Annotated in this window: 20 protein-coding genes; 8 read left to right on the plus strand and 12 right to left on the minus strand. The window is 60.3% G+C overall.

Going from position 1 to position 16,363, the window contains the following annotated elements; all coding sequences use genetic code 11:
- Positions 1 to 12: 12 nt before the first annotated feature.
- The 5 genes from FE240_RS13680 to FE240_RS13700 all read right to left on the minus strand — a co-directional run bounded on the left by FE240_RS13680 (position 13) and on the right by FE240_RS13700 (position 3,648).
- A complete protein-coding gene (locus FE240_RS13680; protein ID WP_193001695.1) occupies positions 13 to 324 on the minus strand; it encodes an antibiotic biosynthesis monooxygenase family protein in 312 nt (103 codons plus the stop codon).
- A gap of 15 nt (positions 325 to 339) precedes the next feature.
- A complete protein-coding gene (parE, locus tag FE240_RS13685; protein WP_193001696.1) occupies positions 340 to 2,223 on the minus strand; it encodes a DNA topoisomerase IV subunit B in 1,884 nt (627 codons plus the stop codon).
- A 164-nt stretch (positions 2,224 to 2,387) separates the two neighbouring features.
- Complete coding sequence (locus tag FE240_RS13690) at positions 2,388 to 3,014, minus strand: NUDIX hydrolase (protein WP_193001699.1); 627 nt, start codon at positions 3,012 to 3,014, stop codon at positions 2,388 to 2,390.
- Positions 3,011 to 3,382, minus strand: coding sequence for a protein YgfX (locus tag FE240_RS13695; protein ID WP_226798827.1), 372 nt, complete (start codon positions 3,380 to 3,382; stop codon positions 3,011 to 3,013). Before FE240_RS13695 ends, FE240_RS13690 begins: the two co-directional genes overlap by 4 nt.
- Positions 3,379 to 3,648 carry an FAD assembly factor SdhE gene (locus tag FE240_RS13700; protein ID WP_042047907.1) on the minus strand — a complete coding sequence of 90 codons (270 nt, stop codon included), beginning with the start codon at positions 3,646 to 3,648 and terminating at the stop codon, positions 3,379 to 3,381. Before FE240_RS13700 ends, FE240_RS13695 begins: the two co-directional genes overlap by 4 nt.
- A gap of 116 nt (positions 3,649 to 3,764) precedes the next feature.
- On the opposite strand from FE240_RS13700, the gene ygfZ reads away from it, so the two are divergent.
- The gene (gene ygfZ / locus FE240_RS13705; protein WP_193001701.1) at positions 3,765 to 4,676 is read left to right on the plus strand and encodes a tRNA-modifying protein YgfZ; all 912 of its coding nucleotides are present in this window, start codon (positions 3,765 to 3,767) and stop codon (positions 4,674 to 4,676) included.
- Here the strand turns inward: ygfZ and FE240_RS13710 are convergent.
- Positions 4,658 to 5,560, minus strand: a complete 903-nt coding sequence (locus FE240_RS13710) for a LysR family transcriptional regulator (RefSeq protein ID WP_193001703.1) — start codon at positions 5,558 to 5,560, stop codon at positions 4,658 to 4,660. The two genes, ygfZ and FE240_RS13710, sit on opposite strands and share 19 nt — an antisense overlap.
- A 92-nt stretch (positions 5,561 to 5,652) precedes the next feature.
- Between FE240_RS13710 and FE240_RS13715 the strand changes: the two genes are divergently transcribed.
- Positions 5,653 to 6,078, plus strand: a complete 426-nt coding sequence (locus FE240_RS13715; RefSeq protein WP_193001705.1) for a PACE efflux transporter — start codon at positions 5,653 to 5,655, stop codon at positions 6,076 to 6,078.
- 54 nt (positions 6,079 to 6,132) lie between these two features.
- On the opposite strand, the gene FE240_RS13720 is transcribed toward FE240_RS13715, so the two are convergent.
- Positions 6,133 to 6,459 carry a hypothetical protein gene (locus FE240_RS13720; RefSeq protein WP_193001707.1) on the minus strand — a complete coding sequence of 109 codons (327 nt, stop codon included), beginning with the start codon at positions 6,457 to 6,459 and terminating at the stop codon, positions 6,133 to 6,135.
- A gap of 166 nt (positions 6,460 to 6,625) precedes the next feature.
- On the opposite strand from FE240_RS13720, the gene cutA reads away from it, so the two are divergent.
- The 3 genes from cutA (at position 6,626) to FE240_RS13735 (ending at position 9,185) form a co-directional block, all read left to right on the plus strand.
- Positions 6,626 to 6,943, plus strand: coding sequence for a divalent-cation tolerance protein CutA (cutA, locus tag FE240_RS13725; RefSeq protein ID WP_193001709.1), 318 nt, complete (start codon positions 6,626 to 6,628; stop codon positions 6,941 to 6,943).
- On the plus strand, positions 6,940 to 8,691 hold the full coding sequence (locus FE240_RS13730; protein ID WP_193001711.1) for a protein-disulfide reductase DsbD: 1,752 nt from the start codon (positions 6,940 to 6,942) through the stop codon (positions 8,689 to 8,691). The genes cutA and FE240_RS13730 overlap by 4 nt, the downstream gene beginning before the upstream one ends.
- Before the next feature lie 74 nt (positions 8,692 to 8,765).
- Positions 8,766 to 9,185, plus strand: a complete 420-nt coding sequence (locus FE240_RS13735) for a hypothetical protein (RefSeq protein WP_193001713.1) — start codon at positions 8,766 to 8,768, stop codon at positions 9,183 to 9,185.
- Positions 9,186 to 9,242: 57 nt separating this feature from the next.
- On the opposite strand, the gene hemE is transcribed toward FE240_RS13735, so the two are convergent.
- Together hemE and nudC are read right to left on the minus strand one after the other, a co-directional pair.
- Complete coding sequence (gene hemE / locus FE240_RS13740; RefSeq protein WP_042047896.1) at positions 9,243 to 10,310, minus strand: uroporphyrinogen decarboxylase; 1,068 nt, start codon at positions 10,308 to 10,310, stop codon at positions 9,243 to 9,245.
- Positions 10,311 to 10,397: 87 nt separating this feature from the next.
- Positions 10,398 to 11,198: an NAD(+) diphosphatase gene (gene nudC / locus FE240_RS13745; protein WP_404800029.1), complete on the minus strand. Its 801-nt coding sequence runs from the start codon at positions 11,196 to 11,198 to the stop codon at positions 10,398 to 10,400.
- A 149-nt stretch (positions 11,199 to 11,347) separates the two neighbouring features.
- On the opposite strand from nudC, the gene rsd reads away from it, so the two are divergent.
- The 3 genes from rsd (at position 11,348) to FE240_RS13760 (ending at position 12,928) form a co-directional block, all read left to right on the plus strand.
- Complete coding sequence (gene rsd / locus FE240_RS13750; RefSeq protein WP_193001714.1) at positions 11,348 to 11,839, plus strand: sigma D regulator; 492 nt, start codon at positions 11,348 to 11,350, stop codon at positions 11,837 to 11,839.
- A 100-nt stretch (positions 11,840 to 11,939) separates the two neighbouring features.
- Positions 11,940 to 12,332: a PilZ domain-containing protein gene (locus tag FE240_RS13755; RefSeq protein WP_193004564.1), complete on the plus strand. Its 393-nt coding sequence runs from the start codon at positions 11,940 to 11,942 to the stop codon at positions 12,330 to 12,332.
- A 200-nt stretch (positions 12,333 to 12,532) separates the two neighbouring features.
- Positions 12,533 to 12,928, plus strand: a complete 396-nt coding sequence (locus FE240_RS13760; protein WP_193001716.1) for a PilZ domain-containing protein — start codon at positions 12,533 to 12,535, stop codon at positions 12,926 to 12,928.
- A 448-nt stretch (positions 12,929 to 13,376) separates the two neighbouring features.
- On the opposite strand, the gene yaaA is transcribed toward FE240_RS13760, so the two are convergent.
- Genes yaaA through tapT form a run of 3 tightly spaced genes read right to left on the minus strand, consistent with a single transcriptional unit; the run spans position 13,377 to position 16,337 of the window.
- The gene (yaaA, locus tag FE240_RS13765) at positions 13,377 to 14,153 is read right to left on the minus strand and encodes a peroxide stress protein YaaA (protein ID WP_193001718.1); all 777 of its coding nucleotides are present in this window, start codon (positions 14,151 to 14,153) and stop codon (positions 13,377 to 13,379) included.
- Between the two features lie 14 nt (positions 14,154 to 14,167).
- Positions 14,168 to 15,286, minus strand: a complete 1,119-nt coding sequence (locus tag FE240_RS13770; protein ID WP_193001720.1) for a PilT/PilU family type 4a pilus ATPase — start codon at positions 15,284 to 15,286, stop codon at positions 14,168 to 14,170.
- A 16-nt stretch (positions 15,287 to 15,302) separates the two neighbouring features.
- Complete coding sequence (tapT, locus tag FE240_RS13775; protein ID WP_193001722.1) at positions 15,303 to 16,337, minus strand: type IVa pilus ATPase TapT; 1,035 nt, start codon at positions 16,335 to 16,337, stop codon at positions 15,303 to 15,305.
- Between the last annotated feature and the right edge of the window lie 26 nt (positions 16,338 to 16,363).

The following is a 16,363-nucleotide window of genomic DNA, read 5'->3' on the forward strand; positions in this document are numbered from 1 at the left end:
GGGCGGGGCGCCTTACAGGCCGTAATCGCGCTCCACCCGTGCAATGCGTGTTTTGAAGATGCGATACCACTGCTTGCGACCGAGGCGCTGGGCCTCCTGGTGCTCGACATCCCCCTTCCAGCGGGCGATGGCGTCGAGATCGCGCCAGTAAGAGACCGTGATGCCGAGCCCTTCGCGGGCCGACTCGACCCCGAGAAAGCCCTCCTGCTGGCGGGCCAGCTCGAGCATGCGCTCGGCCATGGCGGCGTAGCCCTCATCCCCTTCAGTACGCTCGGAGGTGAAGATCACCGCGTAGTAGGGGGGAGCCGGGGTATTGGCAATCATGGTCGCTCCTTGCGGTCACACCTCGGCGAGGTTGCCCTTCTCTTCCAGCCACTCGCGGCGATCACCGGCGCGCTTTTTGGCCAGCAGCATGTCCATCAGCCGCATGGTCGCCTCGGCGTCCTCCATGGTGAGCTGCACCAGACGACGGGTGTTGGGGTCCATGGTGGTCTCACGCAGCTGCTTGGGGTTCATCTCACCCAGCCCCTTGAATCGGGTCACCATCACCTTGCCGCGCCGCTTCTCGGCCTCCATCCGCTCGAGAATGCCGTTCTTCTCATCCTCGTCGAGGGCATAGTGCACCTCCTTGCCGATGTCGATGCGAAACAGGGGCGGCATGGCCACGTAAACGTGGCCCTTCTCCACCAGGGCGCGGAAGTGTTTGACGAACAGGGCGCACAAGAGGGTGGCGATGTGCAGGCCGTCGGAGTCCGCATCGGCGAGGATGCACACCTTGCCGTAGCGCAGGCCCGAAAGATCGTCCGAATCCGGGTCGAGGCCGATGGCGACCGATATGTCGTGCACCTCTTGCGAGGCGAGCACTTGACCGGCCTCCACCTCCCAGGTGTTCAGGATCTTGCCACGCAGCGGCATGATGGCCTGGAATTCGCGATCGCGCGCCTGCTTGGCACTGCCGCCCGCCGAATCCCCCTCCACCAGAAACAGCTCGCCCTGCATGGGGTCGGCGCAGCCGCAGTCGGTGAGCTTGCCCGGCAGGGCCGGCCCCTGGGTCACCTTCTTGCGCACCACCGTCTTGGCGGCGCGCATCCGGCGCTGGGCGCTGGAGATGCACAGCTCGGCGATCTGCTCGGCCAGCTCGGTGTTGCTGTTCAAAAACAGGCTGAAGGCGTCTTTCACCACGCCCGAGACAAAGGCCGCGCACTGGCGGGACGACAGCCGCTCCTTGGTCTGGCCTGCAAACTGCGGGTCCTGAATTTTGACCGAGAGGATGTAAGCGCAGCGATCCCAGATGTCCTCCGGGGTGAGCTTGACCCCGCGCGGCAGCAGATTGCGAAACTCGCAGAACTCGCGCATGGCGTCGAGCAGCCCCTGACGCAGGCCGTTGACATGGGTGCCGCCAAGGGCGGTGGGGATGAGGTTAACGTAAGACTCGGATAGGCTCTCCCCCCCCTCGGGCAGCCAGCACAGGGCCCAGTCGACCGCCGACTGCTCGGTGCTAAAGGTGCCGACAAACGGCTGCTCCGGCAGACAGGGCACGTTCTTGACCGCGTCGATCAGGTAATCTTTCAGCCCATCTTCATAGCACCAAGCGAGCTTGATGCCGGTGTTCTTGTCGAGGAAGGTGATCGACAGCCCAGGGCAGAGCACGGCCTTCGCTTTGAGCAGGTGCTCGAGCTTGGAGACCGAAAACTTGGGCGAGTCGAAGTAGTGGGCCTCGGGCCAGAAGCGCACCCGGGTGCCGGTGTTGCGACGCCCGCAGGTGCCGGTGACGGTCAGATCCGACACCTTCTCACCTTTTTCAAAGGCGATCTCATAGACCTGCCCGTCGCGACGCACCGTGACTTCAACTCGGGTCGAGAGGGCGTTCACCACCGAGATCCCCACCCCGTGCAGGCCGCCGGAGAACTGGTAGTTCTGGTTGGAAAACTTGCCACCCGCGTGCAGCTTGCAGAGGATGAGCTCGACCCCCGATACCCCCTCCTCCGGGTGAATGTCCACCGGCATGCCGCGCCCGTCATCGATCACCTCGAGGGATTGATCCTCGTGCAGGATGACCTCGACACTGCGCGCATGGCCCGCCAGCGCTTCGTCGACGCTGTTATCGATGACCTCCTGACCCATGTGGTTGGGGCGGGTGGTGTCGGTGTACATGCCGGGGCGACGTCGCACCGGCTCCAGGCCATTGAGGACCTCAATGGCATCGGCATTGTATTGGGACATGGATTCTCGGGTCTTAGCAAAAGACAGTTGGAGGGAATCTTACCCGTTTGCGGTCACCTTGGAAAATCCATGCAAGTGTGCGGGGCATGTTAGTGTGACCTTGACCGCCCCCAGAGAGTCTGCTGAGACCTTAACCTCTTGGTCGATGCATCAACCCGCCCGGCTCAGTCAAACAGGGTCTCGGGGCGCCCTGCCAGCAGGTGGGCGTGCAAGCGGGCGAGCTGCTCAGCCACCACCCGGTGGCGCGAAAGCGGCGGCAGGGCGTCGATGGCAAACCAGCCGGCCGCGCTGGTTTCATCGGTCTCCTCTTGCAGCGCGCCTGCGATGATACGGCAGTGAAAAAATGCCTTGTGGGCATGGGGCAGTTGGGGCGGATGGGGGTGCTTGAGCTTGTCAAACAGCGCCAGCAGTTGCACCGCTTCACAGACCAGCCCTGTCTCTTCACGCACCTCGCGCACCACGGCGTCCGCCGGTGAGTCGCCGATATCGCACCAGCCGCCGGGCAGGGTCCAGAGGCCATCGCTCTTTTCACGCACCAGCAACAGGCGATCGTGCTCGTCGCGCATCATGGCGCGCACATCGAGCTTAGGGGTGGGGTAGCCGGCATCGAGCCGGATCCAGCCGGCCAGTGCCGCCGGATCGAGCCCGTTGGGTTCGGCCAGCAGCGCCACACAGGCGGCGCGCAGCGCCTCGAAGCGCTGAATGTCGAACGGATCGCGCGAGTAGGTGAGCCCCGCTTGGGCGGTGGCAAGCACCTGCTCGATGAAGGCGTGCAATGGCGGCGGATTCATGGGGCTTTACCGAGATGAATGGCGCGCGCCAAGGCGCGATAGGCGTCATCATCCAACTGGTCGGCAAACAGCAGCGCCCCCTCGCCGGCAAACACCAGCCAGAGACAACCGGGCAACACCCGGCTGCGGGATGCATCGAGCGCCACCCCTTCACGCCGCAGTTGTGCCCCATCCCACGCCAGCGCGGGCCCAGGCAACCGCAGATACCGCCAAGAACGCCACAGGGCAAACAGCCAGAAGAAAAGCAGGATGGGCCACTGCCAGCCTTGCAGCAACAGGGGGGCTGGCGCGAGCAGCAGCAGGTAGAGTAGTAGCAACACCCCCTGCGCCCGGCGCGAAGGGCGCGGGAGCAGGGTGGTGGCGGTCACAGCTTGGCGTCGTGGCGGGCCTGGTTGCGCTGCAAGATGAAGGGCACCAGGGTGGCAAAGTCAGGATCAGAGGGCACACCGTGGCCCATGAACCACTTGAACAGATCCGGGTCGTCGCTCTCGAGCAGGCGCACAAAGGTCTGCTGCTGCTCGGGGGTGAGGGAGTCAAATTCGTGTTCGAAAAATGGCATCACGATCACGTCCAGCTCTAGCATGCCGCGACGGCAGGCCCACTTGAGACGGGATTTCTCGGCAGGGGTCAACATCGACATTACTCCAAGTAAATACCTGAGGATGGTACCAGCCGGATTTTCCGGCTGACAAATTTTCCTTCCATCTTTACCATGGCGGTCACATCTTCATGCCTGTCGGACACTGCATCATGAGTCGCCAACTGCCTGTTTTTCCAGCACAACCCACCCTCTATCCCCTGCCCGGCTTCGCCGCTATCCAACTTTCCGGGGCGGAGCGCGTCAAGTTCCTGCAAGGTCAGGTCACCTGCGACGTGGCGGCGCTGAGCACAGGCAGCCAGACCCTCGGCGGCCACTGCGATCCCAAGGGCAAGTTGTGGAGCGATTTTCGCCTGCTGGTGCAAGAAGAGAGCCTGCTGCTGCTGCTACGCCGCTCGGCGCTGGCGCGCCAGCTACCGGAGCTGAAGAAATTCGCCGTCTTCTCCAAGGTGGAGATCGCCGAAGCCCCCCATACCCTGTGTGGGCTGGCCGGGGCGGGCAGCGACGGATGGGTGGCCGGACAGTTCGGTCTGGCCGACACCGGCCTCATCCCCGGTGGTATGGCGGTGCGTCTCGAGGCTGATCGCTGGCTGCTGGTCAGCGATGCCCTGCCGGCGATGGCCCTGCCCGAGGGGGACGAGGCGCAGTGGCTTGGCTTTGAGATCCTCGCCGGCCTGCCCCACATCGAGGCGGCGCATCAGGGGGAGTACATTCCCCAGATGATCAACCTGCAAGCCCTTGGCGGCATCAGCTTCAGCAAAGGCTGCTACATGGGTCAGGAGACGGTGGCGCGCGCCAAGTACCGCGGCGCCAACAACCGCGCCCTGTTCCTGCTCGAGGGCACGGCGAGCGGCGCGGTCGAGGCCGGCGCCCCCTTAGAGATCCAACTTGGCGAGAACTGGCGCCGCAGCGGCGTGGTGCTGAACGTCTGGCAGCAGGGCGAGTCGCTGCTGGTGAGCGCCGTTCTGCCCAAAGATACCGAGGCTGACGCCACCTTTCGTCTCAAGGATGACGACGCCTCGGCCCTGTGCCTGCGCCCCCTCCCCTACGCGTTGATCGACTGATGCGGCCCCTCCTGGCGCGCCAGGAGGGCCTCTTTCAGCCAGCGCCCCGCCTGCCCAAGCGGGCGGGCGCGATGCCACAACAGTTCAAGCCCGAGCGTGGGATCCGCCATGAAATCCGCGCTCAGGCGCACCACCTCGCCGCGCGCCAGGGCATCGCGCAGCAAAAACTCAGGCACCGAGGCCCACCCCAATCCCCGCTTCACCATCTCAAGCACCCCTAAGTCCCCCTCAATCCACCACACCTGCGAGCCGAGCCGAAAGCGCTGGCGCTCAGCCCCTTCACGCCGGCCGGTCACCATCAGCTGACGGGCCCCTTGCAGATCAGCGCGGGTGAGGGTGGCCTTGCGCGCCAACGGGTGATCCGGCGCCACGATCACCGGCATGGTCACACTGCCGAGGGAGTGAAAGGCGATCTCGGGGCTGGGATGCAGTTGTTGATAGCTGATACCAAGCTGGGCGCGCCCGGCGAGCAACATATCGGTGAGATCCTCAAGCAGCGGGAACAGCAGCTCGAGCTCCACCGCAGGATAACGCTCGGCAAAGGCCTCCAGCAGGGCGCCGAGCCAGGGGAGCTGGGAGTCATCGTCAATGGCCAAGGTCAGGCGCGGCTCGATGCCGGCAGCCAGCTCCCCCGCCATCGCCTCGAGGTGGGCACACAACTCCAGCACCTGCTGCGCCTCGGCCAGGATACGTGCCCCGGCTGGGGTCAGGGTGGGCAGACGCTTGCTGCGATCAAACAAGACAAGGCCGAGATCGATCTCGAGATTGGCAATGGTGGTGCTCACCACCGACTGGGCCTTGCCAAGACGCCGCGCCGCCGCGGAGAAAGAGCCGCTCTCGGCGGCGGCCCGCAGGGTGCGCAACTGCTCTAGGGTAAGGTTCATCTATCGCCTTAACAGATAGTATCTAACTTAGTTCCATAGTGAATTGTTGATAGATTCTACGCAACCTTGCACCACACAAAGAGGAATCTGTCATGAGAACCGGCGCCGATCGCCTGCGTCACGCCCTCTGCTTCGAGCTGATTGGGGTCGTGATCACCTCCCTCATCGCGAGCAGGCTCTTGGGGATGACGCTCTCCCATATGGGCGCCATGTCCATCATGCTCGCCACCATCGCTACGCTCTGGAACTATGTCTACAACCTGCTGGTCGACAAGCTGATGCTGCGCTACCTCGGCCGGCTCGACAAAACCTGGGACGAGCGGGTGTGGCATGCCATCGGCTTCGAAGGGGGATTGCTGCTCGTCGCCCTGCCACTGGTGGCATGGTGGCTCTCCATCAGCCTGTGGCAGGCGCTGCTGCTGGATCTGGGGTTTGTCTTCTTCTACTTGGTCTACGCCTTCGTCTACAACCTGGCCTATGACAAGGTCTTCCCCGTCCCGGCGCTGGCCCTGCGCTGACTCGGTCAATAAAGATGGCGGCCCATGGCCGCCATCTGCACACTCAAGCCCGGTTCACGAGCCCTGCGCGTCGCGCGGCAACGGCGCGACCTCTTCATCCTGCACCGGTGCGCTATCGAGGCTCTGCTGGTAGTGCTCAAGCAGGGAGCGCGCCAGTTGCAGATCGCCCTTATGTACCCGCTCGAACAGGTGGCTCTGGATCACTTCGCGCAGTTGCTCTACCGTCACCGTCTCACCGCACAGCTCCTCTTTTTCCAGCTCGGCGTTGATCTCATCGGCAGTACTGCGCATCAGACCGTGCAGCTGAACCAGCATGCGACGCTCTGCTTCGCGCAGCAGATGCGCCCTGCGGTTCTGTAGCTGCTCGGTGGGTTGGGTCATTGGCATACTCAAGCAATCCGGATCATGGGGAAAGAGGCTTGATTTTGCCCTGCCTCGCGCACCTCGTCCATCCTGACGATGCCCCTTTTACAACCTGCCCGGCGACTGTCATTTTCGCGCGCTGGGGGTATAGTATTGGGCTTCGATTTGCTGACCGGATCCACCGATGACCGACGCCATTGTGGTGCTGTGCACCTGTCCCGACCAAGAGAGTGCCGACCGGCTCTGCCATGCCCTGCTGGAGGCGCACCTCGCCGCCTGCATCAACCAGTTGCCCGGCATCACCTCGGTGTACCGCTGGGAAGGCAAGGTGGAGCGCGCGACCGAAACCCAGTTAGTCATCAAGAGTGCAGCCTGCCACGCCACGGCCATCGAGGCCTGCATCCTGGCCCACCACCCCTATCAGGTACCGGAGATCCTGGTGCTGCCGGTCACCGGCGGCCACGCCCCCTATCTCGCCTGGATTGATGAGGAGACCCGATGATCCGCCCGCTGTTGCTGCTGCTCACCCTCATGATCACCCCGTTTTTGTCACAGGCCAGCGGCAATGATCTGCTGGGCGCCCTCGGCATTTCACAGGCGCCACGCTTTCTCAAGGTGGACGAAGCATTTCGCCTCGACAGCCATCAGGAGGGGAACCAGCTCACCCTGACCCTCACCATCGCCGACGACTACTACCTCTATCGCCACCGTTTTGCCTTCCAGGGGGAGGGGGTGACCATAGCGCCCCCTACGCTGCCCGCTGGGACGCCGCATGAGGATGACTTCTTCGGCAAGAGCCAGGTCTATTACCAAGAGGTGAGCATTCCGGTCACCCTGACCGATGCCGCTCAGGGGGGACAACTGCGTCTCTCCTATCAGGGCTGCACCGAGGGACTTTGCTATCCACCGACCGAGCGCCTCATCACCATCACCCCGGTGGCGGCCGCCGAAGCGGCCCCCTTGAGCGACGACCCACTACCGCTGGCCAGCGAGCAGGAGCAACTTGCCGATCAGCTCAGCCATCAGGGGCTGTGGCTGAGCGTAGCCGCCTTCTTCGCCCTGGGGCTGGGGTTGGCACTGACCCCCTGCATGTTTCCCATGTACCCGATCCTGACCGGCATCATCGCCGGGAGTGGGACGCGCCTCTCCACCGGCCGCGCCTTTGCCCTCTCGCTGGCCTATGTGCAGGGGATGGCCGTCACCTATACCCTGCTCGGACTGGTGGTCGCCTCGGCGGGGCTGCAATTTCAGGCCGCCTTGCAGGCGCCCGTGGTGCTCATCACCCTGTCGCTGCTGTTCGTGCTGCTGGCCCTCTCCATGTTCGGGCTCTATACCCTGCAACTCCCCTCCGCCCTGCAAACCCGGCTGGCCCAGCTCTCTAACCGCCAGCAAGGGGGCAGCCTCATCGGCGTCACCCTGATGGGGGCCATCTCCGGCCTAGTCTGCTCTCCCTGCACCACGGCGCCGCTCTCTGGCGCCCTGCTCTACGTGGCCCAGAGCGGCGATATGCTGCTCGGCGCGGCAGCGCTCTATGCCCTTTCACTGGGAATGGGGCTGCCGCTGCTGCTGCTTGGCACCTCGGGTGGACGCCTGCTGCCCAAGGCCGGCGCCTGGATGGATAGGGTCAAGCAACTGTTCGGCTTCGCCCTGCTGGCGGTGCCCCTGCTGCTGCTCTCTCGCCTGTGGGGCGATCAGGTGAGCACGCTGGCCTGGATTGGCTGGGCCTTGCTGCTGTGCGGCTACCTCTATCACCACAATCAGCAGGCAGCGGCCGGCGTGTGGCGCAACGTGCGCGGCTTCGTGCTGCTGCTGGCCATGATGGGGGCCCTGCTGTTGGCCTATGACAGTTGGCGCGCCGCACCGGTAACGGCGCAGACCCAACCTGAAGCGCCGCAGTTTGTGCGGATCAAGACCCACGCCGACCTGGTGGCCCGCCTCAAGGAGGCCCATGGCAAGCCGGTGCTGCTCGATCTCTATGCCGACTGGTGCGTGGCCTGTAAAGAGTTCGAGCACAAAACCTTCAGCGATCCCGCGGTGCGCCGCCGCTTTGCCGACATGGTGCTGCTGCAAGCCGACGTCACCGCCAACGACGATGATGACGTGACCTTGCTCAACGACCTCAAGGTGCTCGGCCTGCCCACCCTGATCCTGTTTGATCGGGCCGGCAACGAAGTGAAGGGCAGCCGCATCACCGGCTTTATGGGGCCACAGCCATTTGCCGAGCGGCTCGATCGGGTCATCGGTCAGTGACTCCCGGTTTCCCCTGCCCCGCGGGCGTGGCACAATCGGCCCCCCGATGTTTCGCGCCCTGTTTCGGAGTATTCATGAAAAGATGGTTTCTGTTGCTGACCCTGCTGCTCGGCGCGTGCAGCTCAGGCCCCGGCGAGGATGAGATTAAGCAGTTGGTGCTGGCCCGCCTACAGGCGGATCTGGGCGGCAGCGTGGTCGAACCGGCTGAGTTTACCGTGGTCGAGAAAGAGGAGACCCAGGAGGGGTTGTATCGCATCAAGGTTCACTACAACCTGCGCTTTCTCAAGGACTTCGACGAGCTAAGCAGCGCCAGCAACGACGATCTGGTCTACGACAGCAATGGCAAGTTCCATCAAGATCTTCCCATGATGGCGCTGGAGAGCCGCTATGGCGCCTTCAAGGCCGGCGATCTCAAGAGCGAGGAGACCACGCTCTGGCTGGTCAAGACCGAGCAGGGCTGGCACCTGGCTCAACCCGTCGCACCGCACTCCTAAGAGTGTTCACCTATCCATAAAAGAGGGCCCGTTGTGGGCCCTCTTTCGTCTCGGTCATCAGCCACCGTGATAGGGGCGTGACAGCTCGTGTACCGCATCGACAAAGACGCCGGCATGCTCAGGGTCGACATCCTGATGGATGCCGTGGCCCAGGTTGAAGACATGGCCGTTGCCCTTGCCGAACCCGGCCAAAATAGTCGCCACCTCTTCACGGATCCGCGCCGGAGCGGCGTAAAGCAAGGAGGGGTCCATGTTGCCCTGCAACGCCACCTTGTCACCGATACGGCGCTTGGCGTCGCTGATGTCGGTGGTCCAGTCCAGCCCCACCGCATCACAGCCGGTGGCGGCAATCTGCTCCAGCCACTGGCCGCCATTTTTGGTGAACAGGGTGACCGGAACCCGGCGCCCGTCGTGCTCGCGGATAAGACCGTCGACAATCTTGTGCATGTAGCGCAGGGAGAACTCGAGGTAGTCGCGCGGAGTCAGCACCCCACCCCAGGTATCGAACACCATCACCGACTGGGCGCCAGCACGGATCTGGGCGTTGAGATAGAGGATGACGCTGTCGGCCAGCTTGTCGAGCAGCAGGTGCAGGGCTGCCGGCTCGGCATACATCATCTGCTTTATCTTGGTGAAGGCCTTGGAGCTGCCCCCCTCGACCATGTAGGTGGCCAGCGTCCACGGGCTGCCGGAGAAGCCGATCAGCGGCACCTGGCCTTTTAGCTCGCGGCGGATGGTGCGCACCGCGTTCATCACATAGCCCAGTTCATCTTCCGGATCTGGCACCGGCAAGGCCTGCACATCGGCCATCGAGCGCAGCGGACGCTCAAAGCGCGGCCCCTCGCCCTGTTCGAAGTAGAGGCCAAGCCCCATCGCATCGGGCACAGTGAGAATGTCGGAGAAGAGGATGGCGGCATCGAGCGGATAACGGCGCAGGGGCTGCAAGGTAACCTCGCAGGCCAGCTCGGCATTACGGCACAGTGACATGAAGTCCCCCGCCTGGGCGCGGGTTGCCTTGTACTCCGGCAGATAGCGGCCCGCCTGGCGCATCATCCACACCGGGGTGGTGTCGACATCCTGACGCAGCAGGGCGCGCAGGTAACGATCATTGTTCAGTTCGCTCATTCCAACATCCAATCAGGTATCGAAAATGGTGCATTGTACCACCCCAGACTGGATGGCGGGGGTGGCAAAGTGTGAGAGGACGCAAACTCAAGCATGCCCGCGGCGGATCGCCTCTAGGGTCAGTTCGATCAGGCGCCGCGCTATGGTGCCATGGGGTGGCAAACGGGGCAGGGCATCAGGCTCGAAGAAGCCGGCCGCCACCAGTTCATCTTCCTGGACCTTCAACTCTCCCCCCTCGTAATCGGCCAGGAACCCCATCATCAGGCTGTGGGGGAAGGGCCATGGCTGGCTCGCCACGTAGCGGATGTTGCCGACCCGGATGCCGCTCTCCTCAAACACCTCGCGCGCCACGCACTGCTCGAGGTTCTCTCCTGCCTCGGCAAAGCCGGCCAGCACCGTATACATGGGATCTTCATGGCGATAATGGCGCAGGTGCGCACCGAGCAGGATCTTTCCTTCACGCCGCACCGCGACGATGATGCAGGGGGAGATGCGCGGGTAGGCGACGTGGCCGCTGGCGCAGCGTACCGCCCACTCCCGCTCAAGGGGCTGCATGGGTGCGGCGCACTGGCCGCAGAAGCGATGGGTGCGGCGAAAGTTGAGCAGTTGCCAGGCCCGCCCGGCGAGGCGAAATCCTTCATCATCCCCCGCCTCCATCAGCGCCCGCAGCGACACGTAACCATCGCCCGGATCGGCCTCACCGAGATCTGTCATGAAGCACGCCCTTCCCTGCCACTCGTCGAAACGCTCAAACGGCAGGGAACGCCACGCCGGGGGTAGCTGACTTAAGGGGCCGGTCGGCAGATGTCCCTCCCCATCCAGCCATAGACGATGCTCCCCACCGATCACAAACCAAATCCCCTCTTGATCGCACAACCCCATGATCATCTTGCCTTTGTTGCCTAAATAGACTGGTCTTTCATGGTACTCCCGCCAGCAGAGATTGACGATCCTCATAAACGTCTATTGACGCCTGTTAGGAATTTACTTAGTTATAGTTTCACCAGCCTGAAGCAGGCATGCACCACGGAGGGGCTATGTTAAGCAAACTGGAACAGACCAGGGCGGTTTATGCAGGGAAACACCATGCCATTGATGCCTTTCTGGATGCCCGCCAGGCACTACTGGTCGAGTACATCCAGCTCGCAGGCTTCACCCCCCAACGGGGCAAACAGCGCTCACTCCCCTGCTGTGAGAGCATCCAGCACTTTTGCAACAACCTGGTTGACTACATCTCGGCTAGCCACTTCGAGATCTACGACCACGTGATGGGTGCCTATGAGAGCGCCAAGGGGGAGCAACTTGCACTGGCAGAGACCATCTATCCCAAACTACGCGCCTGCACCGATGTCGTTCTGCGCTTCAATGATAAATACGGCAATGCAGGGGAAGACGACCTGCTCACACTAGACGACGATCTCAATCGCCTCGGCCCCGTGCTGGAAACCCGTTTCTGCCTAGAGGATCAGTTGGTCAAGGCGCTGCATATCGTGGAACGGCTATCCGACAAAACAACCAAACAAAACTAACAAAGCACGATTTTACACGACGTAAAAACCATTTTTCAGTACAATGGAGCATTATCACACCTGCCAGCAACAGGAACGCTCAATGCCTGCACACTCTAACATTCGTGAACGCCGCCGTTTTCAGCGGATTTTTTACTCCGCTGCAGCCGAGCTGAGTCAGAATGGGGAAAGCTGGCCCTGTGAACTTATCGATATTTCATTGAAGGGAGCCTTAGTTCGCTGCTCTCATAATCAGCCCTCTCAGCAAGAGGGTGGCAAATATCTCTCTTTTTACCTCAGTGAAAGTGATATCTCGATTAAGATGGCGGTAGAACTCGCCCATCAAGAGGGAGAGAAGCTCGGCTTTTATTGCCATCACACCGATATCAATAGTGCGACTCATCTGCGACGCATGGTTGAGCTGAACCTTGGCTGTGAAGAACTGCTGTTTCGGGAACTCACACAGTTATTGCTAGATAATAACGAATCATCGCAACCAACTGACGCTTGCTGAAAATCGTAGACCCTTGTGTATCTCGTGACTTTTCCATATTAATGACGATGTTCTCTCCTGCCTATTGACCCCCAATCCCTTTCATGACGTTGCTAGGCTCAGTGACGGACATCGCTTTTGCAGAAAACCTCACTATCAAATGTGTCTAGTTGCGGTACAATTACCGGAAGACTTTAGTGAGCCTATGGCAAGAGGGAATCATGTCCGAGCGTCGTCGTTTTTCTCGCGTACTCTACTCAACAAAGATTCATATGAGCCAAGGCAACCATCACTGGCACAGCGAGCTCATCGACGTCTCCTTGCAGGGCGCACTGGTTCGCCGCCCCCCAGATTGGCAACACGGGGAAACCCTTGATTATCATCTCTCCTTTCATCTGGCGGGCAGCGACATCACCATCCATATGGAAGCAGAACTCTCTCATCTTGATGAAGAGAAACTCGGTTTTTACTGTCATCACATTGATATCGATAGTGCCACTCATTTAAAGCGCATCATCGAACTCAATATTGGTGATGAAACGCTGCTACACAGAGAATTGGAACAGCTGTTACAAGAGCACATTCAGCATTCAAAAAATCCCCCCACTATGTCGTAACCAATATGACCACGGGCAATAATTTTATTATTTAAAGGGTACTTACTGAGTGCCCCATCTCAGGTGACATTGAGAAAACGTACGTTTTATTCGCCAGCGGCGATAAATATAATGGCGAATTACAGCACTGTATTCCGTAATCAACCCCTTGTTCGTTTCTTGTGAATACCTCACGATGAAATTGATGTAAATAGCGTCATTATCACGCCTCAACTCATATTTTTCCCTTATTAATTACTGCCTATTTAAATATCCCCCACCAGGGGACATGTCATCGTTGAGCCCCGACGAGCCTACCTGCCGAGCAAGAGAGGGGGAGCGTCGAAGGTGGAATAGACAGCATAATAAAAAAAGCCGACGTCAATTGGACATCGGCCTTATCAAAGTGCTTACAACAGAGGATTCACAGTATCAGACCCCTCTCCTCCGGGTTTGGTTCCGTGAGATTTCAAATTTTTTCTGCGCGCTTGAATACCAACCGATCCGCGGTGGATTCTGCGGCAGCAAACCCATAACCATCGACATCGAAAGCAGTCAGCCCTTCAGGATGAGCAACCCGTTGTTGCAACACCCAGCGAGCCATCATGCCGCGCGCCTTCTTGGCATAGAAGCTGATGATTTTGTACTGACCATTCTTCTCATCAAGGAACACCGGCGTCACAATTCGCCCCCGAAGGCGACTCGGTTTCACCGACTTGAAGTACTCGTCAGAAGCGAGATTAATGAGGATGTCATCCCCTTGGCTCGCCAGGGCCTCATTCAGTTTGTTGGTGATGATCTCACCCCAGAACGTATAGAGATCCTTGCCACGCGGGTTGTCGAGACGAATCCCCATCTCAAGGCGATAGGGCATCATCAGATCAAGGGGGCGCAATACCCCGTACAGACCGGAGAGCATACGCAGATGCTGCTGGGTATAGGCAAGATCTGCGTCGCTAAAGCGTTCGACGGCCAATCCGGTATACACATCCCCCTTAAACGCCAGAATGGCCTGACGGGCGTTTTCAAGTGAGAAGTCTGGCTGCCATTCGGCAAAACGGGCGGCGTTGAGGCCTGCCAGCTTGTCGCTGATCTTCATCAGCGAGCCGATCTGGGCTGGCGTCAATTGCCGAGCACGTTCAATCAACAGGGTGGCATGCTCCAGCAGTTCGGGCTGGGTGAATTCACGGGTTTGCAGGGGAGTATCGTAATCCAGCGTTTTTGCCGGCGAGACCACAATCAGCATAGGGTTCCTCTGGTTTAGTCGGCGTCTTGTTGCAGGGTAACATTATCCAATGTTCCCGGGCCAAGTTTCTCGCCCCCACCCAGTTTGATCATCAGGCGCAGATCATTGGCGGAATCGGCATAGGCCAAGGCATCCTCATAACCAATTCGGCCAGCCATATAAAGCTCGAAAAGCGACTGGTCAAAGGTGAGCATTCCCTGTTCCCGTGAGCGTCCCATCACCTCTTTCAGGCGATCGACCTCTCCCTTACGGATGATATCAGCCACGAGCGGGGTATTGAGCAGGATCTCAAAGGCCGCGCAGCGCCCGCTGCCATCCGAAAGTGGCAACAACTGCTGAGCGACAATGGCTTTGAGGTTAAAAGCCAGATCGTAACGTAATTGGCGATGCCGCTCTTCCGCAATGAGGTGCATGATCCGCTCAATGGCCTGATCCGCATTGTTAGCATGCAGCGTCGCCATGCAGATATGCCCGGTTTCGGCAAACTGGATGGCAAATTCCATGGTCTCGGGTGAGCGGATTTCGCCAATCAAGATGAGATCGGGCGCCTGACGTAAGGAGCTGCGCAGCCCCTCATCGAACGAGAGCGTATCGCTTCCCACTTCGCGCTGGGTCACGATACAACGCCCATGCTGGTGGACGAACTCGACCGGATCTTCCACCGTCAGGATGTGCCCGTCGCCATGGGCGTTACGATAACCAATCATGGCCGCCTGAGTGGTCGACTTGCCGACCCCGGTCGCCCCGACAAAGAGAATGAGCCCCCGCTTGGCCATCACAATCTCCTTGAGGATGGTGGGCAGGTTCAGCTCTTCACAGGTCGGGATCTGCATCTGTATTCGCCGCAGCACCATGCCAGGAACATCCTGCTGCCAGAAGGCGCTGACCCGAAAACGCCCCAATCCGGGACGAGAGATGGCAAAGTTGGCCTCACGTTGGCGCTCAAAGCGCTCCAGCACCTGGGAGTCCATCACGCTGACCATCGCTTGGCGTACCTGCTCCAGATCGAGTGGCGCTTCCGTTAACGATATGAAGAGACCACTGCATTTTACGGTCGGAGCCCGACCCACTGTGATAAATAGGTCTGATCCCTGCTCGTCGACAAGACGTGATAACCAAGCTTCCATGCTCATGGCCCACTCCTGCTCGCTAGATACTGTTAGGGTCGGTGGCCTTGGTTCTGGCATCGAGTTGAGCCACGATACCGCGCGCTACCAACTGTTTGAGGTTTTGATCCATGGTCTGCATGCCATGGGTCATACCGGTCTGGATCACCGAATAGAGCTGAGCCACCTTGTCCTCACGGATCAGGTTTCGTACCGCCGGGATGCCGAGCATGATCTCATGGGCGGCCACTCGCCCCCCACCGAGACGCTTGAGCAGTGTCTGGGAGATAACGGCGCGTAGCGACTCGGAAAGCATGGAGCGCACCATGTCCTTCTCCTCGCCGGGAAAGACGTCGATGATACGGTCGATGGTCTTGGCTGCCGATGAGGTGTGCAGGGTACCGAACACCAAGTGACCGGTCTCAGCGGCCGTCAGGGCCAGTCGAATGGTTTCAAGGTCACGCAACTCCCCCACCAGTATGATGTCCGGGTCTTCCCGCAGCGCCGAACGCAAGGCGTTACTGAAGCTGCGCGTATCGCGATGCACCTCACGCTGGTTGATAAGGCAGCGCTTGTTCTCATGCACGAATTCGATCGGATCCTCAATGGTGAGGATATGGTGGTGGAAGTTCTCGTTGATGTAGTTGATCATGGCCGCCAGCGTCGTGGACTTGCCCGATCCGGTCGGCCCGGTCACCAGCACTAGGCCTCTCGGGAACTCGGAGATCTTGCGGAAAATCTCAGGTGCTTCCAAATCCTCCAGACTCAGAACCACACTGGGGATGGTACGAAAGACCGCACCGGCCCCGCGGGAGTGCTGAAAAGCGTTAACCCGGAAGCGGGCCATGCCGGGGATCTCGAAGGAGAAGTCGACTTCATAGTTCTCCTCAAGCTCCTTGCGCTGATGATCATTCATGATGTCATAGATGAGGGCGTGAACTTCCCGATGCTCCAGCGCAGGTAAGTTAATCTTGCGGACTTCGCCATCAACCCGGATCATCGGGGGAACGCCGGCCGAAAGGTGTAGATCCGACGCTTTATGCTTTACACTGAAGGCGAGTAACTCTGTGATATCCATAGATTTGTTTTCCCCCTTTCTGAAGA

Source organism: Aeromonas simiae, from assembly GCF_014892695.1.
GTDB lineage: Bacteria > Pseudomonadota > Gammaproteobacteria > Enterobacterales > Aeromonadaceae > Aeromonas > Aeromonas simiae.